20 protein-coding genes and 1 riboswitch are annotated in these 25223 nt (G+C 55.3%); of the genes, 7 read left to right on the plus strand and 13 right to left on the minus strand.

Annotation, left to right across the window (positions count from 1 at the left end; genetic code table 11):
- The first annotated feature begins 480 nt into the window (after window positions 1-480).
- Window positions 481-1926 (plus strand): mechanosensitive ion channel, encoded by a 1446-nt coding sequence (locus METMA_RS0107335; protein ID WP_198014478.1) that lies wholly within the window; start codon window positions 481-483, stop codon window positions 1924-1926.
- 218 nt (window positions 1927-2144) lie between these two features.
- On the opposite strand, the gene METMA_RS0107345 is transcribed toward METMA_RS0107335, so the two are convergent.
- The 9 genes from METMA_RS0107345 to METMA_RS0107380 all read right to left on the minus strand — a co-directional run bounded on the left by METMA_RS0107345 (window position 2145) and on the right by METMA_RS0107380 (window position 13863).
- A complete protein-coding gene (locus METMA_RS0107345; RefSeq protein WP_020158428.1) occupies window positions 2145-4109 on the minus strand; it encodes a CHAT domain-containing protein in 1965 nt (654 codons plus the stop codon).
- 1 nt (window position 4110) lies between these two features.
- Complete coding sequence (locus tag METMA_RS0107350) at window positions 4111-5613, minus strand: metallophosphoesterase (protein ID WP_020158429.1); 1503 nt, start codon at window positions 5611-5613, stop codon at window positions 4111-4113.
- A gap of 132 nt (window positions 5614-5745) precedes the next feature.
- The gene (locus tag METMA_RS0107355; protein ID WP_020158430.1) at window positions 5746-7470 is read right to left on the minus strand and encodes a GMC oxidoreductase; all 1725 of its coding nucleotides are present in this window, start codon (window positions 7468-7470) and stop codon (window positions 5746-5748) included.
- Window positions 7471-7635: 165 nt separating this feature from the next.
- Window positions 7636-9216: a patatin-like phospholipase family protein gene (locus METMA_RS0107360; RefSeq protein WP_020158431.1), complete on the minus strand. Its 1581-nt coding sequence runs from the start codon at window positions 9214-9216 to the stop codon at window positions 7636-7638.
- A 37-nt stretch (window positions 9217-9253) separates the two neighbouring features.
- On the minus strand, window positions 9254-10117 hold the full coding sequence (locus tag METMA_RS0107365; protein ID WP_020158432.1) for an acetoacetate decarboxylase family protein: 864 nt from the start codon (window positions 10115-10117) through the stop codon (window positions 9254-9256).
- A gap of 68 nt (window positions 10118-10185) precedes the next feature.
- The gene (locus METMA_RS0107370) at window positions 10186-11238 is read right to left on the minus strand and encodes an alpha/beta hydrolase family protein (protein ID WP_020158433.1); all 1053 of its coding nucleotides are present in this window, start codon (window positions 11236-11238) and stop codon (window positions 10186-10188) included.
- Window positions 11239-11969: 731 nt separating this feature from the next.
- Complete coding sequence (locus tag METMA_RS0107375) at window positions 11970-12494, minus strand: DUF3280 domain-containing protein (protein ID WP_020158434.1); 525 nt, start codon at window positions 12492-12494, stop codon at window positions 11970-11972.
- Window positions 12495-12512: 18 nt separating this feature from the next.
- Window positions 12513-12758, minus strand: coding sequence for a hypothetical protein (locus METMA_RS26320; RefSeq protein WP_036251846.1), 246 nt, complete (start codon window positions 12756-12758; stop codon window positions 12513-12515).
- Window positions 12715-13863, minus strand: a complete 1149-nt coding sequence (locus tag METMA_RS0107380; RefSeq protein ID WP_040591051.1) for an IS701 family transposase — start codon at window positions 13861-13863, stop codon at window positions 12715-12717. The genes METMA_RS26320 and METMA_RS0107380 overlap by 44 nt, the downstream gene beginning before the upstream one ends.
- Window positions 13864-14144: 281 nt before the next feature.
- Between METMA_RS0107380 and METMA_RS0107385 the strand changes: the two genes are divergently transcribed.
- Window positions 14145-15548, plus strand: coding sequence for a histidine kinase (locus tag METMA_RS0107385; RefSeq protein ID WP_020158436.1), 1404 nt, complete (start codon window positions 14145-14147; stop codon window positions 15546-15548).
- Window positions 15545-16240, plus strand: coding sequence for a response regulator (locus METMA_RS0107390; protein WP_020158437.1), 696 nt, complete (start codon window positions 15545-15547; stop codon window positions 16238-16240). The genes METMA_RS0107385 and METMA_RS0107390 overlap by 4 nt, the downstream gene beginning before the upstream one ends.
- A gap of 225 nt (window positions 16241-16465) precedes the next feature.
- Here the strand turns inward: METMA_RS0107390 and METMA_RS27760 are convergent, their stop codons facing one another.
- The 3 genes from METMA_RS27760 to METMA_RS27460 all read right to left on the minus strand — a co-directional run bounded on the left by METMA_RS27760 (window position 16466) and on the right by METMA_RS27460 (window position 19754).
- A complete protein-coding gene (locus tag METMA_RS27760; protein WP_020158438.1) occupies window positions 16466-17068 on the minus strand; it encodes a hypothetical protein in 603 nt (200 codons plus the stop codon).
- A gap of 1061 nt (window positions 17069-18129) precedes the next feature.
- Window positions 18130-18672 (minus strand): hypothetical protein, encoded by a 543-nt coding sequence (locus METMA_RS27765; RefSeq protein WP_020158439.1) that lies wholly within the window; start codon window positions 18670-18672, stop codon window positions 18130-18132.
- 33 nt (window positions 18673-18705) lie between these two features.
- Window positions 18706-18787, minus strand: a riboswitch (cyclic di-GMP riboswitch).
- Between the two features lie 118 nt (window positions 18788-18905).
- On the minus strand, window positions 18906-19754 hold the full coding sequence (locus METMA_RS27460; RefSeq protein ID WP_020158441.1) for a choice-of-anchor P family protein: 849 nt from the start codon (window positions 19752-19754) through the stop codon (window positions 18906-18908).
- A gap of 353 nt (window positions 19755-20107) precedes the next feature.
- Here METMA_RS27460 and METMA_RS0107415 point away from each other — a divergent pair, with 353 nt between their 5' ends.
- Window positions 20108-21166 (plus strand): winged helix-turn-helix domain-containing protein, encoded by a 1059-nt coding sequence (locus METMA_RS0107415; RefSeq protein ID WP_040590437.1) that lies wholly within the window; start codon window positions 20108-20110, stop codon window positions 21164-21166.
- Window positions 21167-21236: 70 nt separating this feature from the next.
- Here METMA_RS0107415 and leuA read toward each other — a convergent pair whose 3' ends face one another.
- Window positions 21237-22889 carry a 2-isopropylmalate synthase gene (gene leuA, locus METMA_RS0107420; protein ID WP_020158443.1) on the minus strand — a complete coding sequence of 551 codons (1653 nt, stop codon included), beginning with the start codon at window positions 22887-22889 and terminating at the stop codon, window positions 21237-21239.
- 182 nt (window positions 22890-23071) lie between these two features.
- Between leuA and METMA_RS0107425 the strand changes: the two genes are divergently transcribed.
- The 3 genes from METMA_RS0107425 (at window position 23072) to METMA_RS0107435 (ending at window position 25118) form a co-directional block, all read left to right on the plus strand.
- Entirely contained in the window at window positions 23072-23548 is a 477-nt protein-coding gene (locus tag METMA_RS0107425; protein ID WP_020158444.1) for an Lrp/AsnC family transcriptional regulator, read from the plus strand.
- 358 nt (window positions 23549-23906) lie between these two features.
- Window positions 23907-24377 (plus strand): VOC family protein, encoded by a 471-nt coding sequence (locus METMA_RS0107430; protein WP_020158445.1) that lies wholly within the window; start codon window positions 23907-23909, stop codon window positions 24375-24377.
- Between the two features lie 183 nt (window positions 24378-24560).
- Window positions 24561-25118: a hypothetical protein gene (locus METMA_RS0107435; RefSeq protein WP_020158446.1), complete on the plus strand. Its 558-nt coding sequence runs from the start codon at window positions 24561-24563 to the stop codon at window positions 25116-25118.
- The last annotated feature ends 105 nt before the right edge of the window (window positions 25119-25223 follow it).

Raw genomic sequence — 25223 nt, forward strand, 5'->3', positions numbered from 1 at the left:
AATTCGGACAACCTCGGCGGGAGCGATGCTTGCATAGCAACTTAAAACCGCCGGGCAAGTCGCGATGTAGGCATCGCTCCCACGAGGTTTCGCGCTCGAGTCCCCACCCTCTGGAAAGCCTGGTGGGCGTTTCGGGTCGAATCAATTCGGTCTTACAGATGCGTGAATCAATTATCTGCGTAATAACGCCCGCAACTGACTGGTCTTTCCGTCCCTCTTCGGCGTTGCCTACAGGGATGGGGTGAATGCAGAGAAATGACGGGATCATTTCCTGCCCATGCAGTCGTTGAACAGGAACAGAAATCTGCTTCAGTTGCAGGTTTTATTTCATACCCGTTCCTAAGTATTTGAACCAATAGTAATTTATTTTTCTTTAACCTACATTGCCTGCAAGAGGTTGTGTATTTTTTAAAAATTCAAAAATACACAGTTGAATTAAATATATTCACGAAGGAGAATTTCATGGAAACAACAAATTTAATGAATTCCCTCCAAGATACATTGGGACAGCATCTTCCCAGGATTGCCGGCGCATTGGCTATCCTTATCATCGGTTGGCTGGTGGCCGTTTTGATTAGAGCCGGTATTCGCAAAGCCCTTTCCCTGTTCAGACTGAACCAGAAGGTTGCCAAGGGCGGTGATATTACAATAGATCTTGAGTCCGGCATCGCCAAGGGCGTCTATTGGATCATTATGCTGATCGTATTAATTGCCGCGTTCAATGTTCTTGACCTTGAATTGGTGTCAAGACCTCTGGATGCCTTGGTAACTCAGGTATTCCAATATATTCCCCGGCTTGTCGCCGGAGGGATTTTGTTGCTGATCGCCTGGCTATTGGCAACCGTGGTCCGCTTGCTGGTCATTAAGGCACTGGACGCCACTGATCTGGATGAGAGACTTGGTGTTGTGGAGAGCGGCGCCTCGACCAGCAAAAATATCGGTAACGTCGTTTACTGGTTTATTTTTCTACTGTTTCTGCCCGCGATTCTGGGCGCTTTTCAACTGGAGGGGTTACTGGGCCCCGTTCAGAATATGGTTAATAAAGTCTTAGCCATGTTGCCGAATATTCTTGCCGCCTTCATCATCGGTCTGGTCGGCTGGTTTGTGGCTAAAATTCTTCGCGACATTGTGGCAAATTTACTCGCTGCCGCCGGAGTGGACCGTATCGGCATCCGGGCCGGTTTGGGAGGCGGCATGAGACTGTCCCGGCTTATTGGCGCTATCGTCTTTTTCTTTGTGTTTGTCCCCGCCCTGATAGCGGCATTGGACGCCCTGGAATTGGAAGCGATATCCGCGCCCGCTACGAATATGCTCAATATTATTATGCGGACAATTCCGGATATTTTTGCGGCGGCGGTGATTTTGATCATCGCTTTCTATGTGGCGCGATTTGTCGCAAACCTTGTCGCCTCTCTTTTGCAGGGCATGAATTTTGACAGGGTTCCGGCGGCGCTGGGCTTTGGAGACGTGTTTACAACAGGAATCACGCCCTCCATCCTGGTCGGGAGGTTGATAATTTTCTTTACCATGCTGTTTGCCACTATTGAGGCGGCCAACCAACTGGGATTACATCAAGTGGGGGATCTTGTCACAACCTTTGTGGAATTCAGTGGTCAGATTCTGCTTGGCTCGATTATTCTGGCTGTCGGCTTTTGGCTGGCCAATATAACTTACCTGGTTATTATTAGAAGCAGCGGCGAAAGCAAAATACTGGCCGGCATTGCAAAATTCGCCATACTTGGTCTTGTGACGGCAATGGGCCTGCACGCAATGGGATTGGCTGACGATATCGTGAACATGGCTTTTGGCTTAACCCTGGGCGCCATCGCCGTTGCGGTAGCGCTTTCATTCGGATTGGGCGGCCGGGAGGCGGCGGGCAGACAAATGGAATATTGGTTTAAACAGTTGCGGGGAGAACTTAAATAATCTTTAAGGCCCGAGCAAAATAAAATATTGTCCGGTGATGTGGTCATATAGGTCGGGTTACGCAAACGTTTTACCCGACCTGCTGAACCTGATGTTGACATGGATCGATTTTCAAGCTGCTTGCCGCGATGCGGGTACGCCAGACATTCACAGCGGCATAGTCAAGAATCACTATCGAGCGCCCTGCTCGCGCAAGCACGAATTCGGCCCTGCTAAAATCAATATACATCCCCCAGCGCATTCAGCGCCGCCTGCGCCAGACCGGCCCACAGCGGGGAGCTCCAGTCTTTCAGATACCGCCTGAACTGGCGCCGCGTTGAAATAATCGGAAATGCCTCGGCGCATAACTCGTTCAACATCTCTTTGCAGTAATAGGTGATATCGGCTTCCAGCATTTCCGGGTCGACGCTTTGTCCGCCGTAAACCGCGCCCAATAAACTGAGTTCCGCGAACGTGCTTAACGCATAAGCCCGCTCATCGCCTGACGTTTTCCGTATCTGCCAATCCACGATCTGCCGGGCCGCGTTCCAAACTATGCCGTATTTGCGCGCCAGTTCCTTGAGCATGGGCCCGTCGTCTTCCCGGTTCAGTATGGCGATAATCGACAGATACTGCGTGATCACCCAGTGGTTGCAGGGATCGATATCCCAGGCGTCGCGATAGAAGTCGCGGCAGGCTTCGTAGGCTTTCTGCGCCAAAGGCAGATCTTCCGCCAGGGTATAGGCGATGCCGATGCGTTTCTCGCAGGCGGCGCTGATGCCCAGACGTTTCGCCCGGTCCTGGGTCGAGACGCCGGCGTGCAGTTCCGCGCGCCAGTTTTTCAGATCTTCGCGAACCGATGCGCACAGCGCCGCCAACTCCTTGTTTTGAGCCTCGCTAAGCACCTTCCCTGCTTCGTCGCCACTATCTACATCCGCGCCGACCAATTCGTCGATCCGGCCAAACTTCACTTCGATTTTCTTGTGCGTCTGCTGGTCGCGGAACTGGTTGACCTGCTGTTCAAAATTCCACGGCACCGTGGCGTAAGCGACGATGCTGGCCCAGTCATGCGTCTCCGGCGAATCCGTGCGCAACCGCTGGCGCAATTCGTAGAGCACCCAGCGCGGATCGGCACCGCTCAACAGACCGCTGTAAAACACTTTGGCCGCGATGGCCGATGCCTTCATCCACAGCGGAAACTGGGATGCGACGACCCACGGGATGCCGGCCGCGTTCAATTCGTGGGCGATGCTGCCGCCGGGTGTCAGCACCGACTCAATGTTGCCGGAGTCGCAGGTCGCCAGCGTCACGACCGTGGGGCGAAACCGGGTATTGCCGGCCGAGTCGCTCGAGGTCAAGGCGATGGCGAGGCGCTCGCCGTCGACGATATCGGCGCTGTCGCTGGTCTCGCTGCACAAGGCCACGCCGTAGCGCTCGTCGCCGGAGTATTTGAACGGCGCGCCGTGCGCCAGGATGTGGACATGGGTGAATTCGGTCGACGCGCACAGCGAACGGATCTGCTCCAGCGTGGCATTAGGCAGCACAGTCAGCAGCTTTTTGACTTCGTCGATACGGTCCTTGTCCTTATCCTTGATCTTGATCCAGGGCTCGATGGCCTCGCGCAGGGCCTGCAAATGGGTTTGCGCGGGCACGTAAAGCCCGTTCGGCGCCGCGAAGGCGAACAGAATGCGCGGCGGACGCGTCCAGTTGACCGGCAGCGGGCGGCCGCGGCGGATTTCCCGCGTGATCGAGATCGGCGTGCGCATTTGCAAGAACAGCGGCGAGCCCGACCCGGGGAAGCCGTCCGGCGCCACGGCCGCCTCGAAGGGAATCAGGCCCAGTTCAAACGCGGACATCGCCAGCCGCAGATGCACGAGCTTGCCGTTCTCGGCGCCGGCATTGCCGAGTTCGGACAGCATGGCCGGCACCTGGCCGAGCACGCGGCCGATGGATTCGCCCAGGTCGCGGACTTCCGATTGCCGCTGGTCGTCGGTGGCGGGGTCCTTGTCCAGGGGATATCTGAGCCGCCGCAAGCGCATCAGCAACTGGCGATGCTCGAACGGCATTTGCAGCGTCACCGGGCCGTCGGAGCCGCACAAGGCAATATAATTGGTCAGCGGCGACAGCAGCTGATTGTGGGCAGGCCCGGACCTCAACAGTTCGAGTTTGACGTTGCGGATTTCCGAGGTGTGATTGTTGCTCATGTCATTTCCTCACGAATTGCTGGATGACCCGGGGCGCTGTCGTGCCGTCGCCGACAACGTGGCTCAGGCGGCCGACGACGCTGCCGTTTTCAACCTTGATGGACACGGCGCTGGTCTGGTTCATCACGAAACTCTGGCCGCCGAATTTCGCCTCGTCGATCAGTTCCATGCGGCCGTCGATCAGCACGTCGTAAACCGGCTTGAACGAGTCCCGGTCCTTCAGCATCGCATCGGTGAAGCGCAGCAGCCGGATCCAGGTGCCGCAATTGAAGTAAAACCGCCCGCCGCCCATGTCGATGGCGCGCTCCAGGTGCGTGTGCCCGGTAATGATGAAATCGATGGAAGCGCCTACCGCCGCCGTGACATCCTTGAAGGTGTCGTCCCGGTCGGTATGATCGAAGGTCTTGTCGTCGGCCAGCCAGTCTTTCAGAGCCCGGCGCAACGCCTCGTCCTTGGGCACATCCCTGAGCCAGCCCGTCAGCCGGTCGAAGATCAGCTGCCAGGTGCCCAGCGGCGCCGCCGGCTCGACGATCTGGGCATTCGGTTTGCCGAGATTGGCCTCGGCCAGCGCCAGCATCGCGTCCACATCCTGCGAATCCTGTTGTGCGTGCATGCTGACGCCCTCTCTGAGATTGGGGCCCAGCAATTGCTCGACCGTCAGCGCCGAAGCATCCGCCACCTGTTCGCGCGGCTGAAACCCTTCCGCGGACAGGCGTTGGTTGACTTCCCTGCCGCCGCTGACTCTCTCGCCGACGATTGACACCAGGTCGGTGATCTTTTTCGCCTGGGACGGATCGAGCACGACCAGCGTGCCGACCGCGGCCTGGGTTTCCGGTTTCAGCAAATCGATCCATTTGTATTTTTCCTTGACCTCGTTCATGACCTCCTTGACCATGCGTGTGCCGGCGTTCGGATACCATTCCTTGGGATCGAGCGAACGGCCGGCATTCAGGCGCCGCCCGACCTTGGCCAGATCCTCGTAGCGGTTGTAGTTCCAGGCGTCCACCTCATTGCCGTGCGTGCAGTAGACGCGGGCGCCGCCGACCAGGCAGGTATAGCCGGCGCCGATAGTCGAGAATTCGATCCGGGCGCGCTTGACCAGATCATCGCCCGCCAGTCGCGTCATGATCAGGCGCTGGACCGTCGGGAACGACATTTCGATGTCGTGGTTGCCTATGATAAAGATCAGCGTGCGCCGCTCGATCGCCACGAAAGCCGCCAGAGCCTCCCAGATGCCGGAGAACGACGGGTCATTCATGATCCGGTCAACGACCGCGACGGCTTGTTCGACGGCGATATAGCCCGGCAATTCCTCGGCCAGCGTGTCGAAGACATCCCCGTTCAGCACCAGCGCGACATTGCCCGCCGGGCACTGCTTGCCCACCCAGCCGATATAGCCGGCCAGCCTTTTGGTCTCCCTCAGAATTTGGAAATTGGGCCTGTTGCCGCCCATGTGGATATCCGAGATTACGTGAATCTCGTCATAAGCAGGAAAGTCGCTCATAGGTCTACCTCTAGTTGCAATAAAACCGAGGTATCCGCGGCCTCGGTCATCATTATGGTTTGTGCCGGGTATCGCCTGTTGATCCGGGCCAAGAGCCGGCCAGCAGGCGATTGGTCTGAATCCGGAAACGGTTTATAAGTCCGCGTCCGGCTTGATGCCGGTAATGCCCTCCGCGACACGTTCCGACAAGGCGCAGATCGTCGCCACCGGATTGGCGCCGACCGCCGTCGGCAATAAGGCCCCGTCCGCGACATACAGTCCGGCGTAACCGAACACCTGGCCGAAGCTATCGATGGCCGCGCTGGTGACGCCTTCGGCGGGGTCGTTCGCCAGACGGCAGCCGCCCAGGGAATGGACCGTGACGTTCCGTTTCATGGGCCACAGCCAGTTCGGCAGCGGGATGAACGCCTTGCCCCCGCACCAGTCCTTGAACCGCTTGCCGGTATCGAGAATGGTCTGATACAGGGACATGCTGTCCTTGTAAGGCCACTTCACATGCAGAAAGCCGGCGTCGTTCAATTCCATGACGCCGTTGCTTTTGTCTATGCCCATGCACAACAACACGCTGCTGGTATAGGAAATATCGCCTTTCAGCAATTCATTGAAGGCATAGCCGATATGTCCGTTCGCGAGGCCGCTAATGAAGCGGTCAAATGCCACCTTGGCGGTGCGGATAAAGGCGTTGAAATGCGAAAGCCCCGGTCTGAGCCCTTCCGAATACCAGGCGGCAAAACCGGGATAGCTGGCATCCTCCAGGATGAAGGCGCGCTCCCGGTCGAAATTCTTGAACAGATTGTAATCAGTGCCCTGGGTGATGACCGGTCCGTAATTGGGGTCGGCCGGCTTGTCGCCGTCGATGACGAATGACAGGAAATCGCCGTTGCCGGAAAAATGCCGGCCCAACTGCTGGCTGATATGGGGCAGGGTTTTGTAGACGTCCCGGCAGCGCATCAGCAGTTCGTTCGAGCCCAGCGTGCCGGCCGAAACCACGACGCGGCGGGTAACGGCGCTGTGCTGCCCATGGCCGTCGTTCAGATCCAGCCAATAAACCCGGTAACCGAATTCGCCGCCGGCGGCGGGATTTTCATTGCCCTGCGCATCCAGAGGCACGATTTTCTGGCCGAGGACTTCGGTCTTGATCGCGGCGTTATAACGGGTCTCGGCGACATGCAGGTAATTCAGATCCAGCGTGTTTTTCGATTGCGTATTGCAGCCCAGATCGCATTCGGCGCAATAGACGCAGGATGTTTGCAGCGCGCCGTAACGGTTTTTTTCCTGCACGCCGATGTCGGTGGGATTGTCGAAATCATTGCCGAAGAAGACATTGATATCCAGCAGTTGCGACTCTCGGCCATCGGCCTTGGCGAACTCCTGAAACAGGCCCGTGCGGATGATCTGCCGGCGCGGGTCGTCGCTTTGCGGTACGGGCCTGGCGCCCAGGACTTCCTTGCTGACCGCGTAATAGGGTTGCAAGGCGTCTTTCTTGCTGGTTTCCGGCCAGTTGTGGTCGAATACTTCATCGGGCGGCTGGAGAAAGACATTGGCATAGATCAGCGAGCCGCCGCCCAGTCCCGCGCCGACCACGGCATCGATATGGTCAAAATTGCGGATATCGAACATGCCGTGGGTTTCCTTGTCGGCGATGCTTTTCGGCCTGCTGCGCTTTTCCGGCGGAAGGTTCCAGAAGTTGTTGGCGATGTCATGCGGCGAGCGCGGGAAAGATCCCAGGGGATAACGCTTGCCGCGCTCCAGCAGCATGACCTTGCCGGGCCATTTCTTGGCTAGCCGGCAGCAATTGATTGAGCCCCCAAAACCACTGCCGATGACAATAGCTTCGTAATCGTATTCGATTTCCATTGTATTTCCCCGATATACTGTTTTTTATTATTTTTGGTGAAAAATTAGCTTCCTGAACTGCGCAGGAAACCGCTTATGCGGGCTGAGTTGGCAAACCCGGCATAAGCGGCTTCGAAAGGCCGGTCTTAAGAAATCGCCAGCCCGGCCCGCGGCTGTTGGCTAAAGTCAGGACTGACTTTGGGTGCTTTCGCCGCTTTTGTGGTCATGCGTGACATAGGTGCTCCACAACTCGCGCAGGAAAAAGCCGCCGAAAGCGCCGACTGTTTTTACTTTTTTCGGAAAACCGTCGGCATGCGTGACCGTGACGGTCGACACCAGCTTCATCAGGTCGACCGGGCCTAATGTCAGAACCCCGGCGCCAATGACCGGGCCTGATTTGTCGGTGCCTTTGTGCAATTGGGTGTACAGTGTCGTGGTCTCCGGCCACAGCTTGAACACCGAACCATCGCGCACTTCCTTTCGGCCGGCCAGGTAATAGGCCTGGCCCTGATGCTCAAAACCCAGTTCGTAAACCATCAAGGTCAATTTCGGGTCGTCCGTGGGCTTGAACAGATTGAACACGCCGGTGTCGGCGACCATGCCCATGCCCAATGGGGCAAAATCGATGGTGCCGGTCAAGCCGCCCGGATGCTCGGCATCCTTGATGAAGGCGTCCATGTCATCGATGCTGACCGTGGCATGCATGGCCAATTGCGTGCCCGCCTGCCTGCCTTTGGTTTTGCCGTCCCGAGGGTCGCTGGCATCGAGCGAAAAGCCGCCTTTCATGGTTTCTTTAAATTGCAGACCTGTTGTTTGTGCTGTCATTTTCAATATATAAGGTTCAAACGGAACCCCCTCCGGTTTCATGCGGTTGAAATAAGCTCTCGCATCGGACCGCCCCATTTCGATCAGGTCGGCATGGCTGATGGCGCCCGTATATAACGCCGAATCCAGCGGCAACGGGTGCGCGGGCTTGATCAGGTGGAGAGTGATGGGTTGCTCATGTCCGTATAAGTGCTCGCCATTGGCTATGCGGGCGTTGATATCCTTGATGTGCTGAAGCTCTTTGATCAGCGCGCCGTTGGCGCTCATTTCCAGCATTTGCACATAGGCATTCAGCGGGCCGCTTCTATAATCCGGGATATTGCCCATGATCCAGACCAGCCATAATTCATTGGCGCCGCGCTTGACGGCCTCCAGCAGATTGGCGTCCTGGATAAACCCTGAATCCAGATAAACGGTATCCTTGATCGTGACAGGCGGCAGCGTGCCGGGCAGGGACATGCCGGCCACGAGATAATCCTCGGTCATATCCTGGTGGCGGATGACCTGGTTCATTTTTTTGCCGAAATTGCAGACATTGAACGTGCCCTGCAGGCCTTCCGCCGCGCGGATTTTTTCGAAATCGATGCCCAGATGCGGATAGACTTTGTCGCGGAAGGCCTTGGCTGAACCGGCGGCGACAAAATTCGGCGGCCAGAGATAATTGCCGAAAGGGAGGAAAGAAATCGTATCGCGCATCTTCAGGGTGCGCCAGCGCTCGCAGATGTCGTCGATCTTCAGGCCTGAAAACAGCATGGCCAGGTTCAGCGAGCCGCCGGACGTGCCGTCCATGTGCTGGAATTTCAGGTCATGGGCGAAAATTTCGGCCAGAGCGCCGGCGGCATACGATAAGCGCATGCCGCCGCCCGGAAGAATAAGCGCCCGTTTGGGCAGGCGGTTGTCGTTGGCCGCCGCGCCCTGGGGAATATGGGCTTGTGCCGTCATAACTGTTACTCCTGACTAGTGGTTGTTGCCATCATGATCACGCCGGCGGGATCGGCGCGTCGGGCGGCGACAGCCAGTCTTCACTCAGGCCCAGATTGATCACGGACTCAAAGCCTTCCGGGGCTTTTTCGGGCAACTGGTCGAAATCCAGAAACCAGCTTTCAATGTGATCATCGAGCGTGCCGGTGATGGACGGCAGGTAAACCGTGGCGAGGGCATCGCCGATTTCCAGCTCCTTCATGGCCTGCAGACGGGGATGGTCGCCGATGACGAAGCGGGCCTTGGCGCTCTTGAGCAGGCGGACGCCGCATTGGGTGTCGAGCAGGATGTCCGACTTCATCAGCATGCCACGGAATGAACAGTAATTGGAGGCGCGCATCTTGACCGGTATCCAGGCCTTTTTGGCCGGTTCTATCTCGACATAAGCCACCAGTTTGCCGTCCAGGTCATACTGGCTGCTGACCTTGTCCTCGGTGATTTTGAAATCCAGATGTCCCTGATGCTTCGGCATGCCCCAGATGCCCTTGCCGCCTTTGACCGATATTTCCGACGATACCGGCAGGTCGACCACATACTGGCCGGTCTTGAAGAAGTTCATGAACAGGGCCGGCAGCAGCCTGGGCGCCGGTTTCTCGCCGTGCGTGCAGGCGATGGCGATGCTGTACTCGACGTATTTGCCGATAGGCGTCTCGCGGTAATCGATAACGGTCACGATCAGCAACCCGGAGTTCCACAAGCGGAAGGGATGGACCCCCTTGGGCAGGAAGGCCTTGGCTTTTTCCGCATTGATCGGGAAGATCGCCATCAGGGCCGGCGAGTTGGTCGCGGCGACCGGCAGCTTGAACGGAATGCCGTCGACCAGCGAAAAACGGCCCGCGTATTGTTTAATGCGTTTTGGCATGCAAAACATGATTTTTACCCCCTTTTGGCGCCGTTCATGTTATGGCGCGGTTTTATTGTTGTTATGAATCAGTCTTTATTGAGTTCGTCGAGGATCAAGGGAAACGTATCCCGCGCCGCGTTTTGGCCCATGAACACATCCAGATGGCCGTAACCGGGCAACACATGCAGCGAATGGTAATTCGGGCGCAATCCGGAAAAATAGTTATAGGTGTTGATCTGGCTGACGGGCAGGAAGCAGAGGTTGTTTTCTCCGGTAAAGAAGGCAAACCGGGCGTCAGTCTTGGGCGGCGCCTTGACGAAATCGTCCGGCAGTTCCTTGAAGCCTTCAACGGCAACCAGATGCCCCTGCCGCGCGCAACGATTGATCTGCTCGAAAAAGCGCAGCGGCACGGCGCCGAATTCCTCCTTCAGCCATTCATGGGTTTCCTCATTCAGGTTTTCATGGCTCCACAGGGCCGGAAAACCGCTGCCGTAGGTAAAACTGACCTGTTTGCAGACGGCATTATGGCATTCGTGATGGGTCATATTGACCAGCAAGGTAATCATTTTTGCCGCCAGATCGGGCGCCTCGACGCCCCAGTGCGGATTCAGGTAGGGCGTGAACAGCTTGACCAACGGCACCAGGTATCGAAGCTTGAACGTGGACCAGCGCGGCACGACCGGATGCAGGGACACGGCATTGCTGACGATGGTGGTGACTTCGGGCACGAGTCCCGCGAGGGCCGACATGGTGAAACTGGTCGAGCCCTGGCAATGGATAATGGCCTTGAGCTGTTGAGCGCCGGTCTCGGCGATGATGGTCTTGACGGCCTTGGGATGATCGTAAAGCGCCGCCTGGTCCAGGGTCCATAAATTCGGCGGAAAGGCGATACTGCCGCGCCAGTTTTCCAGCCATACGTCATAGCCCTGCTCGATCAGCGCATCGACGATGGTCGTTGCCACCGGCGCCCGGTAGATATTGGCCCGCACGCCGGCGCCATGCACCAGTATGACCGGGCCTTTGTCCGGCGGCTTGCGGCCGCGGACATTGATCAGATTAAGATTGACGCCATCATCGGTAATAAAGGGGATGATGCGCTCCTCATAGGGTGATTGCCCGTTCGGCGCTTGCGAGGACATACAGATTCTCCTTTTGGCATTTATTAATATTTATTATTGGCCCTTAAGGGTTTTTAGAAAATCGGCTTGGTATCCGTCTCCAGGAAAGACCGGCGATGCTCTGCCATGTTTTGCGTTATCCATGCATTCAAACCCTCAAGGATAATCACAAAAATATTGTGGCACCTGCCCTTCTCCCTTCGGAAAGGGACAGGATGAGGGATAGAATGCTCAAGCTCTACATCAACAGCGACAGAAAATGCCCTGCCCGCCTGCCGAATCTTCCCTGGCTTTAACGGATTTCGTTAACCTTTCGCCCGTTGCGGAGCTTGCCCCGAATTTACCGACCTGAATATCTGATCGGTAAAAAATTATTTGAGTTAATCCGCCCAAATCATGGCAGCTTCAGGCTGTATATAATTAAGCGATAAAAACCGTGGAAAAGCCGTAACAGGCTGTTAAATTCTATTCTTTAATATTAGTATTTTATTATTAATTATTATTAGTATTTTGTTATTAATAAATAGAATAAATCGGTATTTGAGTAAATATCTGATTATAGATTATATAATCGATGTTACAAGAAGTTCCCCTGGTTTTTGCACCGGGCGATCCCTGCAGGCCGGCAATCCGGCCGCTTTGCGCGCCGAGTGCTTACAAGGAGCCCCGCGCCCGGTGCGCAAACAGGATCACAATCCCTTGTACGGCATCCGTTAAAAACAGAATGTATTTCATAGCACTTTGATAGGTATTTACATCCGATCAATCGTGGCGTCAATTTTTTTCGCCAAAGCCTTGACTCCTCGCCTTGTCACCTTTTCATGATTGCCTTTCAGCTCGATGGCATAGCGTGCGGAAAGCGCGGGGTTTTTCACGTTGACCAGATACGCCATCAAGTAAGAGAATAAAAAACTCGGTTTGCTGTGCTGCCCGACGATCACCCAATCGGCGCCGGATTGCCGGGCCAGTTCCGCCGCACTGTCATGAAATCTGTACAGATAGCCAAAGCCGGCATTGGCCGCCGCTTGCGCCTCGATATCGACGGGGATGATTTCATAATCGCCGGCCTGACCGATCGCCTGCTCCAGCAACGGTTTGATCGACGCCGTGCGCACGCGCTCCCCCGGCGTGTTCGGCAAGGACGTAATGTCGTTCAGCTCGAAGTTTAAAACCGCTATGCGGGGGCCCGCGTTAACGGCGCCGCTTAATATCAGCCCCATGCCCAGCATGATCCAGGCGGGAACAGACCGTTGATTGCTTAATTTCTTTATTTTCATGCTATTTTCTCCTTAGTACTACAGTTGTAGATTATTTTTCTCCCTGCGTCGTCGGTAATGGCAGGCACGGGCAACGGCTTGATGGCGTCTTCGCCATAGCGACCAGTTGACGATATGCATGATTCTCGGCGGATGCCGCCACAGCCATTGCCACAACAGCTTGCGCACTTCCGGTACCGTCAACGGGATCAGAGCTGCCGCTGCTTCCAGGCTTGCTTGCTCAGCAGTTTCCGGTTTTTTTTGCCGATGACGCGTCTTTTTCATGGCGGCACAACACCGCCAAATACGCCAACGCGGCCATTGCCAGGGTCATGTGTCGGTACCAGCCGTGCCAACTGCGCACTTCATAGTGATCCAGCCCGATTTCGCCCTTGGCCGCCGCAAAGCACTCTTCCACCGTCCAGCGCGTGCCTGCTACCCGCACCATTGTCTGCAGGTCCGTGCCAGGCGGTACATAGCATACGTAATAAGCCAGCTCCCCATCAGTCAACCGGCGCCGTAGCAGCAGCCAGCGTTCCCCCGGCATCTGCCAGGACAGCAAAGGTAGCCTCAGCCAGTCATACCAACGCGGCCCCTTGGCGCCATCGCCCGCCGACAGCCTGGTCCAGTCTTGCGGCTGGACCGTGGCCGCCAGCTGGGCCACGGTCTTTTGGCCGGTCGAGTCCGGCCACACGTATTGGTTGCTCGCCACCGCCAGCACGAAGTGCAGGTCCTGCTGTTCCAGCCATGCGCGCAGGCTGCGGTTGTCACCATACACGGCATCGCCAGTGACCCAGGCAAACGGTACCTGCGCGGCAACGGCTCGCTCGATCATGCGCTGCGCCAACTGCGGCTTGGTGGCAAAGTCGACTGCTTCAGGCACTTTCGCGGCAGCCCGTCGGACCATGTCGTCAGCCCACTCCTTGGGCAAATACAGTTCGCGGTCCATCAACGCACGCCCCCGCGTACTGGCATAGGCCAGAAACACGCCAATCTGGCAGTTCTCAATGCGCCCGGCCGTGCCACTGTACTGGCGCTGCACGCCGACCGAATGTCGGCCTTTCTTGATAAAGCCGGTTTCGTCGACCGCCAGCACGGCATCGGGCTCGCCCAGATGCTCAATCATATACGTCCGCACGTCATCACGCACCGCATCGACATCCCAGCGTGCCCGGTCCAGCAAATGCTGCAGGCTATAGGGCGTCTGTCGTTTGACCGCTTCCGACAATTGCCAGCTGGTTTTGCGCTCAACCGGGCTGAGCAAGCCCGTCACGTAATCCAGTGCCCGTTGCCGCATGGCCTGCCGGCCAAAGTGCCGGCCTATTCTGACAAACCAGGTCTGCAGCTCCGATTGCCAGTTCGCCGCCTGGGTCACGAACTGCTTTGCCATCGCATTCATCATTCACCTCGCCAATGCTTACGATCAAAAACACATTAGACTGTGCGGGCAACATCAATATCCCTGAAATTACAACTGTAGTATTAGATCGATGTAACGCCGCACCTGTGGGGCGACGGCCAGGGCAGACACGCAGGTCTGCCCCTACGGGGTCGCGTACCGACAGGGTAACGTGGCGACATGCGTCCGTAACCTGATCATTACCCGTCAAACACGGGTAATTTGCCCGTCCTTGTCGCGATGGCTTTTCATGTCCGCCACAGGCGCATAGAATGCGGTCAATAACGCGCCCGAACCTCAATCCTTCATTGACTATGAATCTGAAATTCCATCTGCTATCGCGCATCGTCCTGATCGGCCTGATCTGTCTGGTCGCAACGGCGACCTGGGTCCTGCATCAGGCCGACAGGGCATCCAGGGATCAGGCCCGGGCAACGGCCGATTCAATAGGTCGGCAACTGGAAATGCAGCTGCTGCGCATCAATGCGGGCTTCGACCTTGCGACACGGTTCCCGGATCAGGGTTTATGGCAGCAAATCAACACCATTTCCGGCACTTGCGTGCGCTTTATGCCGGCAAGCGGCGATCAGGCCCGCAGTGTTTGCAGCGGCGGCAAAGCACCCGCCCGAAGCAGGCCGGAATGGTTCGAGAACTTTTACCGCTGGGCCTTCGCGCCCGGGGCTGAGACAAAACGGCCGATTGTCTTCCATGGCCGGGTTTATGGCACAGTCGTCGTCACGCCCGGCGCGGACATGGATATCGCCGACGCCTGGCAACAGCTGCGCGGATTAATGGGCTTGTCGGCATCGACCGTGCTGGCCCTTTGCCTGCTGGTTTATGGCACGGTGAGCCGCGCCTTGCGGCCGGCGCAAATCATCATTGCGGGCCTGGAGAGCATGAGAAACGGCGACTTGTCGGCTCGCCTGCCCGCGTTCGAATTGACGGAATGGCAGCGTACCGGCCAGGCTATCAATCAACTGGCGAGCCGCCAGCAGCAACTGCTTGCCGAGCGCAGGGAACTGGCCCTGAAGCTGATGACGGTGCAGGAGGAGGAACGCCGCTATCTGGCACGCGAGCTGCACGACGAGTTCGGCCAATGTCTAGCCGCGATCAATGCCGTCGCGGCCTCCATAACGCAAACGGCGGAACAGGACTGTCCGGCACTGGTGCCTGAAGGCGAAAACATCGCCCGGATCACCGGCCACATGATGGCGTTGTTGCGCGGGATGCTGCTGCGGCTGCGGCCCATGGCCGTCGATGAACTGGGACTGTCGGCCGCGCTGAACAGCCTGGTGGCGGGCTGGAATGCCCGAAGCGGCGGCAAGACTCATTATCGGCTGACCATCGACGGCGATCCCGACCGGTTGCCCGAACCCGTGCCGGCCAATATTTTCCGCATCATTCAGGAATGCCTGACCAATATCGCCAAACATTCGACCGCCGCCAACGCCCAGGTCACGCTCACGCAGTCCGAAGGACTGGTCGAGTTGCGGGTCGACGACGACGGCAGCGCCGGTAATCCACCGTATGAGGATGCCGCCGGCATCGGCCTGCTCGGCATGCGTGAGCGCGTTACGGCACTGGGTGGGCAACTGACATTGGCGCCATCCCCAAGCGGCGGGCTTATGATCCGGGCATGGTTGCCGGTACAATCTGTCACAGGCGCGCCGGCATGACTGCTTCGACCCGCATCAGGATTTTATTGGTCGACGATCATGCCATCGTTCGCGAAGGCTATCGCGCGCTGCTGGCCAAGCAGCCTGGGCTGGAGATCGTCGCGGAGGCTTCGGACGGGTTTGAAGCCTATGTCCGCTTCAAGGCATGCGGCCCCGATCTGGTGATCATGGACCTGTCGCTGCCCAATCAGGGCGGGCTGGAAGCGATTGCCCGCATCAGGCAGCGCCAAGCCGATGCCAGAATCCTGGTTTTCAGCATGCACCAGCATCCGGGATTTGCCATACAAGCGGTACGAGCCGGCGCCCTGGGCTATGTCACCAAAAGCAGTCCGCCCGATGTCCTGCTCCGGGCCATCCATGATGTCCATGCCAGCCGCCACACGCTGAGCCCCGACATCGCCCAGGCCCTGGCCTTGGAAAAGCTGGGCGCCGACCGCATCGCGCTGGAAGAACTGACCGTGCGGGAATTCGAGATTCTGCGGCTGCTGGCGGAAGCGCGGCCGGTCGAGGATATCGCGCTGATGCTCCATATCAGCCCGAAAACCGTATTGAACTGTCATTACCTGATCAAGCGGAAATTGGGTGTCGCCAACGATATCGAGCTGACCCGCCTGGCCATCAGGATGAACGTAATCGACCTGCTGGAGCTGTCCGGGCCGTCGCCGGGACAGGCCCATAGGAAGACGTTTTGATACCGGCTGAAAAAAGGCAAAAAAAGGGGCCTAACCTGAATATTTCACCACGAAGGACACGAAGTACACGAAGGCTTTTCAATTCAAATATTTAAAAATATTTCATGATGAGCTTATGAAGTTATCGGTGATAAATGATAACGCCATGATTTTCTTCGTGTTCTTCGTGTTCTCTGTGGTTTCATGAAATATCCGGGCTAAGCCCCTTTAATATAAAACCCGATTTTAAGCTTGAGTAGCAGCTGATTTTCTGCGGGCCGCGCCGAGCAAACCGGCCAGACCGGACCCGAACAGCCAGACTGCCGCGGGCACGGGCACAACGGCTGCATCCGGGCTTACATAGGCTGTTATATGTGAAAGACCTCTAAAGGTGCTATCGGGCACTTGCGTCATCCAGTGACCGAATGTACTGCCTGGCGTCAGCAGCCATGCCGTCCAAAAAATATTCCCCACATTGCCATCATTCAGAACCAGCATCACAGACGCAAAGCCTTGCCATACAGACGCATCAAGCGACCAACGTCCACTTATCAATTCACCCTCGTCATTTCTGACCAGATCGCCTATGCTCAGTGGATCGTCGGAAAATCCTGTACTGGCGGTATCATTTTCCGGTATCTCTATTCTGGCTATTTCCGACCAAGTGTTAAGGCCAAAATAATTATTAGCATTCAGATCTGCGACGGAATCGCTTCCGTCATTAGCCGGACCATCCCTGGAAACCAAGGAAGGTGTTACAGGCCCATAAGTAGCCGCGTTTGCCACATTCATCGCCAACATAACCAAAACCAGTATCAGGCCAAATAAACTATGTTTTTTCACTTTCATTTCTCCGCAATAATTTTAAAAAAATCTGGGTTAAACTACTCAATCGAAAAATCTATTTATTTTGCTCCCGTCACTGTGCTCCTTGTTGTTAATTCACATTTATTCCGTTAAGTTTCAGCGCTTCCATTAAATAAAACTGATTTCCAGTTAATTCTTTGGACGGTTGTCAGTATACATGAGCCGCTTAGTTTATTTGTTAGCTGCTTGTTATTTTTGTGTTACAGCTTGAAGTCACTTTTTTTAACCAGGCTTTTGTGCTTGTGTCGATGGCCAACTTCGAGATAGCGAATTTGCAATGTTTTTGCCTGGCTTTGTTCGGTACGAGGGTTGGTCAATATCCCGGAAAGAGTTGCTCAATACGGTGTAGGATGCCGGCTTGTCGATGATCGGGGATTTCAGCTGGACGTTAATTCCCTGCGCGATATTTTGCAGGACGGCCGCAGAAAACGCGCTTGATTTCTACAGTCAGCCGATGAGGTATCATGTCCTGACTGACATTCCGCAGCCAATTCAGCCACTACCGGAATAATATTTAACATGGAAATCACCTAATAATTTGCGATGCGGCTCATACAGATCAAAGGGGCGCCTGTATCGTACGGATGCATGGTAGGGGCGGACCTACGTGTCCGCCCTGTTTCGGGTGCACAAAGGGTTATCGGAGAACCGTTAGCCAAAGGCGAACCGTTGAGCAAGGGCGAACACACAGGTTCGCCCCTACGTGTCTGTTCATTTTACGGCATCAGGGCATCAATCCGTAGGAATTGCCGGATTAAAACGCCTGGGAATCAAGAAAAATGAATAGGCCGATTAACAATCGATACTGAAATAATTCTGATTAGGTCAAATTTTGCTGCGGAATGTCGGTCCTGGCTATGCTCGCCCTGATAAAAAAGGAAATCGGTCATCACCAGGCTTGAAAGAAGCCTGAAAATCAGCCTTATGCTGTATAAGCCAAACGGCCCTGTCGATTACACCGGTATTAATCGGTATATTGCATTTCAGCGGTCATAAAAAAAGGGGCCGAAGCCCCTTTACTGAATTGGAATCAGATTTTAACCTCAGGCGGCCGCTGATTTTTTGCGCGCCGCGCCGATCAAACCCAACAGACCTGATCCGAACAACCAGACTGCCGCGGGGACAGGTACGGCTGGCGGCTCATCACCACCAATGTTTATATTGCTACCATAGAGACTCATATGTGAAAGATCTTTGTCAGGCATTGCCCAAGTACCAGATATTGAACCTTCTACTAGCAGCCAGGCTGTGTAAAAAATACCATTGGGTGGTCTGCCTGTTCTTCCGTCTTTAAGAACCAGAGTGATGGCTTGATAAGTATCCCATAAAGAGGAATCAATCGACCATGTTCCGCTTCTCAAATCACCTGTGAAAGACAGTTCATTAGATATATCCGTCCAATCGGTAGCACCAAAAAAATTATCCGATACATCATCATTGCTATCTTCAAAGTCGCCATCCTCAGAAAGCAGGCTCTGAGCATATCCGTCGGATGTTACGGGTCCATAAGTAGCAGCACTTGCTATATTCCCCCCGCCTAGCATCGCCAAGCCTAGCACCAGGCTTAATACAGTAACTCTTTTCATTTTTATTTCCTCTGCAATAATTTAAAAAACAAATATTGCAACCCAGCCATCTTTCGCCATTGAAAGACCCGTGGCTTTCCGTCCCCGCTTTACAACGAGTTTGGCTTTTTAAACACTTCCGCATCAACCACGTCCTCGGTCTTTTCAGAAGTTTTGTTCATCCTGAACCAGTTTCCTATGCAAAGCGGGCAAAACAGCCTGTCCGCTTTGATATCCATACTTATCCTAAGCCGTTAAGCAATCGCTCTGCCCGCTTGACGGCGCGAGAATCCGGCCAGGCCAGCCATTGCCGAGCCGAACAGCCAGACAGCGGCTGGAACGGGAACGGCTGATATATTCTCAGCTGACATTTCCGCGTATGAGTGTCCGATGATGATGTCGGCGTCAAATAAACTATTTAAACCATTCAAGGATAAGCGCAGTGCGTTGACCGTCATTGAGCAAAAAGAATTGGAGCAATCCGTTATCTGTTCGTTGAGAATCAAAGTGGCGCCAATGAGTCCGAGCGCACTTAAATCAATCATGGAATTTGGTCCGGCATTGGTGTCAACTTGGATATCTTGGCCTAATATGCTCAAGCCTAACGATGTGATATTAGCGCTTCCCGAGGCGGTCATATTGCCATAATCCCCCGTTACCTCGGCGCTGGAGCTAAAAGTCCAATTATCCAGCTCAAACAGGCTTAATCCAGGACCAAAAATCGAGAAAAGACTGGCATTGATGTTTAAACCTTCGATGCCGCCGGATGCGCTCGTGGTTTTATTACCGGCCGATCCATCAACATTGGAATCCGCCGATCCAGTAATTACATCGATCGAAGCATGAGCTTGAGCTACTAGTAAATCAACGCCAACGTCAAAGCCTAAAAGCGCATCATTCAGATTATAGGGCGCCGGGGCTGTTCCCGATATACCAGCAGGTGCTGCCACTGCCAGTAAGTTTGAGCCCCCAACATCCAAATTTACAGAGAGCCCATATCCTTCACTGTAAGCATTAACGACCGCAGCACCCGCGCTTGGGGTAAAAGTAACAGACGCCAGCGCCAATGTGACGGCCCCCAAAATACAAGCTTGCTTTTCCATAACTAAATTCCAAGTTTTTACAAATTAAAAAAACGCAACCCAGCCTTCTTTATCATCATCCACCCAAAGACCCGTAGCTTGCTATTCTTCGCCTCACAACAAGTTTGGCTTATCCTTACTTCTACAACTCTATTCCGGAATCGAACCGATGAGGTTTAACCTGGTCGAAGATCCCTTTAATTCTCAATACTTCCAATAAGTTTCAGTCTGTAATTCAAAGAAGCGTTAATTTTTAGTTAAATCCTTGTCCGGTGCCAGTATACTTAAGCCCCTCCTGTAAGTTGTTAGCAATTTGTTATTTTTGTGTTAGAGTCTGACATTATCTCTACTACAGGCTTTTTATGCTTGCGTCGATGGATCAAAATTCTATTTACGAGTTTGAAACGTTTCGCCTGGAAATGGCCAGCCAGCTCTTGTGGAAAGGTAAAACCGCTGTCGATTTGCCGCCCAAAATTTATCGGTTATTGCTTTATTTCCTGCGGCACACGGGACAGGTCGTATCCAGGGAGGAATTATTCGATGCGGTATGGGATGGCCGGCTTGTCGACGACTCGGCATTGAGGCTGGCTGTTAATTCCCTGCGCAATATTTTGCATGACGACCGTAAAAATCCGCGCTTTATCTCCACAGTGACCCGTCGGGGTTATCGTTTCCTGCCCGAGGTCTCGGTTACGCAATCTCTCGAGCATCTGATCCCTTTGCATTACCGGACCAAAGTTGAGCCCTCGTCCGCCTGGATTGAACGCCCGGCGGAACTGGCCTTGCTCCGGAAAGCCTTTCAGCAGGCGAAAAATAAAGAGCGGTGCGTGGTTTTTCTGGCGGGGGAGCGAGGCACGGGTAAATCGACATTGCTCGACATGTTCCTGGCCAAAATCCAATCTCCCGAACTGGCCTTGCTGCGTTCCCGATGCGTGCAACTGCACGGGGTCGCGGAACCCTTCCTGCCTTTATTGGAAGCCCTGGAGCGCCGTTGCCGGGAACCTTCCGGAAGAGCGCTGATCGAGCGTTTGAATCAAGTTGCGCCCTGCTGGCTGTTTCAAATGTCGAACTTGTTAAGCGCCGAGGAACTGGCCGCCCTGCTGCCGAAAGTCTCTGAAAACAATACACGCCGCATGCTGAGAGAGGCCGCCGAGTTTTTTGAGACCTTGAGCGGCGATTCGCCCTTTATCCTGGTCGTCGATAACGCCCACTGGAGCGATGACGCGACACTGGACTTGATCGCCCTGTTGGCGTTTCGCCGTTCCGCATCGAGACTGCTGATTATCGTCGGTTATCGTCCTAGCGAAAACAACGCCAGCGTCCGGCGCATTGAAAAGCTACGCGAAGAGCTGGTTCATCGCGGCTTGTGCCTGGAATTACCCTTGCAGCGCCTGGCTCAGCTTGATCAAGTCGAAGCCCCTGCATCTGGATAAGTTAACCGATTGCTTCGCTTGAATTCAGCTCCTCGGGCCGAAGCAATTCGGACCGAGGGGCTTCATAAAATTACGTGATATGCTTCAAAACGGCATTCAGCGAAGCGCTGACGATATCATCATGACAGGCGATGCCGGTATGGGTCTCGCCATCGTATTTCAAGCGCATATAACAGGCTGCCCTGGCATCGCTGCCGGTCGACAGCGCGTGCTCATGATAGTCGGTGATTTCGATGGCCTGGCCGAACTGCCGTTCCAGCGCATTGATAAAGGCATCCAGCGCGCCATTGCCGGTCCCGGTCACGGTTATCTCTCCCGACGCCGACACCAGGCGCGCCGACAGTGTCTCCTCCCGGTCGTGATCGAGATGAAATCCGGCCAGCCGGTAAACCGCGTCCCTGGCGAAATAGGTCTGCTCGAATAATGCCACGAGTTCCTGCGCGCTGATTTCCCGCCCCTCGGTTTCGGTCCGGCGCTGCACGATACGACTGAATTCAATCTGCAACCAGCGCGGCAGTTGCAGGCCCAGCTCCCGCTCGATGACATAAGCGGCGCCGCCTTTGCCGGACTGGCTGTTGATGCGGATCACCGCCTGATAATCGCGCCCGACATCGGCCGGATCGATGGGCAGATAGGCGACATTCCACGGCTGCCCCGGCCGGCGCGCCTCAAGGCATTTCTTGATCGCATCCTGATGGCTGCCTGAAAAGGCCGTGAACACCAGATCGCCCGCATAAGGATGGCGCGGATGCACGGCGATCTGGTTGAAGCGGCTGATCTGGCGGCTGATCGCGTCCAGGTCAGAAAAATCCAGCTCGGGATCGACGCCCTGACTGTACAGATTCATGGCCATTACCATGATGTCGGCATTGCCGGTACGCTCGCCGTTGCCGAACAGCGTGCCCTCGACGCGCTGGGCGCCGGCCATGAGCGCCAGTTCGGCGGCCGCCACGGCACAGCCCCGGTCGTTGTGCGTATGCACGCTGATGATGACCGCCTCGCGATGCCGGATGTGGGTGCTGAACCATTCGATCTGGTCGGCGTAGACATTCGGCGTCGAAATCTCGACCGTCGACGGCAGGTTGAAGATAATCGGCCGCTCGGCCGTCGGCTGCCAGATCTCGGCGACGGCATTGCAGATTTCCACGGCATAATCAGGCTCCGTGGCCGTAAAACTCTCCGGCGAATACTGAAACTGCCACGCGGTCTCCGGCTGCGCCGCGGCGCATTCCTTCATGACCCGCGCGCCGTTGACGGCCAGCGCGGTAATGCCGTTTCTGTCCATGTTGAAGACCTGTTCGCGCTGCACCCTGGAGGTGGAATTGTACAGATGCATGATCACGCTTTTTGCCCCCTTCAAGGCCTCGAAGCTGCGCCGGATCAACGTCTCGCGCGCCGGCATCAGAACCGCCACCGTGACGTCGTCCGGTATCAGCCGTTGCTCGATCAGCTGGCGGATAAAGTCGTAATCGGTCTGCGAGGCCGAAGGAAAGCCGACAGCGATCTCCTTAAAGCCGATCCGTGCCAGGAGCTGGAAGAAAGCCGTTTTCTGCTCGATGGTCAAGGGATTGATCAGCGCCTGATTGCCGTCGCGCAAATCCTCGCTGCACCAGATGGGCGCCTGCTCAATGCGCCGGTCGGGCCATTGCCGCCGCGGCAGATTGATGACAGGGCTGGGTCTGTACTTATGATGATCGAAAACCGCTTTCTGTGCTGTACTCATAATGCTTCCCCGCTCGATGGTCGTTAAGTGAAGCGACAGTATAGGAAAAAGGTCTGAGTGAATGATTGCCAATATGCATTCAAAAACGGCTTTTTAAGCAATTATTGCCTACTGCTTGTCATCTGTTTGTATAATCATTGTCCTAGATCGCCTGAAGCCGACAACTACCCTGTTGAACCGCCATGAAAATAGACCGAACAGACCGACGCATCCTGGACGAAATGCAAAAGAACGCGCGCATTTCCAACCTGGAACTGGCCGATAAAATAGGACTATCGCCCTCACCCTGCTCAAGAAGAGTCAAGCAGCTGGAAGACAACGGCTTCATCGACCGCCATGTTACCCTGTTGAACCAGGCCAAGCTGCAGCTGAAACTGACCGCCGTGGTTCACGTCAGCATGGACCGGCATACCCCGGACCGGTTCGAGAATTTCGAAGCCCATGTCAGCGCCTGGCCGGAAGTGCTCGAATGCTACCTGATCACCGGCCAGGCGGCGGATTACCTGTTGAAGGTGGTTGTGCCGGACATGGATCATTATCAGGACTTCCTGCTCGGAAAACTGACCCGCATCGAAGGCGTCAGCGGCGTCCAGTCCAGTTTCGTGCTGCGCAAGGCCATCGACACGACGGTTTTGCCGTTGAGATACGGTGAGTCATAGCTTTCGGACAATTCGGCGTTTTGAAGGCAGGGTGTGTACCGACAGCGGGGGGGTTGATGCGACGCGCTCCCGCTCACCGTTCAGTCAGGTCCAACAACCTGTTTTTGCTTCAAATCGCACTGAGCGCGGGGCGGACACAGGCTATTCGTGCCCACGCGTGACGGTTTGCGATGAAGGCGCCAATTTCGGACCCTGTAATCGCCGGCCCATGCGTTGAACTTAACGGCAACAAAATACAGAAACAGAGTCTAAAAATACGTCCGTTAATGACGATTTACCAGTCGTTCGCTATACTGCCTGCTGTCTGTTGCCCCCTGGTCAGGCAGCTCGGTATGTTCATTTCGAGAGGAGAAAAGTCATGTCAGTCAAACCTATCCCCGACGGTTACCACAGCATCACCCCTTATCTTTGTATTAAAGGCGCGGCCGAAGCCATTGAATTTTACAAGCGCGCATTCGATGCGACGGAAGTGTTCCGGCTGGCTACCCCGAACGGCGAGATCGGGCATGCCGAACTCAGGATCGGCAACTCATCCTTGATGTTGTCGGACGCCTGCGACCAAAGTCCGCTGCGCAATCCCCAAACACAAGGCGGTTCATCCACCGGGCTGCATTTATACGTAGAGGATGTCGACGCCCAATTCGCGCAGGCCGTCGATGCCGGCGCGAAGGTCGTCAGGCCGCTGCTGGATCAGTTTTACGGCGACCGTACCGGCACGCTGGAAGACCCGTTCGGGCATGTCTGGTTTTTGGCTTCCCATATCGAAGACCTGTCGCCGGAAGAAATCAGCAGACGCGCCGAGGCGCTGTTCAGCGCGCAATGCGGATAAGCGCCGCGCCATCCGCCGATTGACGCCTGTTCCTGTCCGGAAAGTCCGAAACGCATGGGGTGGGCTGACGCATCAAACCCATCCCATAAACGCCTTTTACGGAATAGGCAGGATTTTCCCCGAGCTTCAATCTGGTCTGCTATACAATGGAGCGCTGACAATGAGCGTGTTGAGGATCGGGTTATGCTGAAAAAAATCATCGCAAAAATAGCCGATATCGTTCTGGGAATATTGGTAACCGTTTATATCGTTTTGGAAGAACTGGTCTGGGACAACATCGCCGAACCGATTTATGCCTTTATTCACGGCCTGAAAATTCTCCAGAAAGTCGAGACATTGATTTACCGGCTCAATCGCCATGCCTTGCTGGTGCTTTTTTTGGCTTTATTCATCCAGGTGGAGTTGCTGGGCATCGTGGCACTTAAACTGATGGCCACGGGCCAGGCCATCGCCGGGGCGACGCTGTATGTCGGCAAAATTCCCGTGGCCGTGTTTACCTTCTGGCTGTTTAACGTCTCGAAAGAAAAACTCATGACTTTCGGCTGGTTCAGACAGTCATACGACCTGTTAATGCGGGCCATCGGCAAGGTCAAAGCCAGCGCCATCCACCAGCACATTGTCGCCCGGCTTAAATCCGTGAAAGAATGGCTTAATAACCGGCTGTCCGGTCCCCGGCTGTTTATACAGACGCTGATGGAAAAACTCAGAAGCTCAATCCTTTTTCGCAAATCAGGGGGGTGATTTTGTCCGGGCTTCCGCTCCGGCGCATCATCATTTCAGGATGAGCAGAAAAACATTGCCTGCCCTGTCTGCTAATATAAATAAAGCCGACCATGATCATGAATT

The sequence above is a fragment of the Methylobacter marinus A45 genome (genome assembly GCF_000383855.1).
In the GTDB taxonomy this organism is placed as follows: Bacteria; Pseudomonadota; Gammaproteobacteria; order Methylococcales; family Methylomonadaceae; genus Methylobacter; species Methylobacter marinus.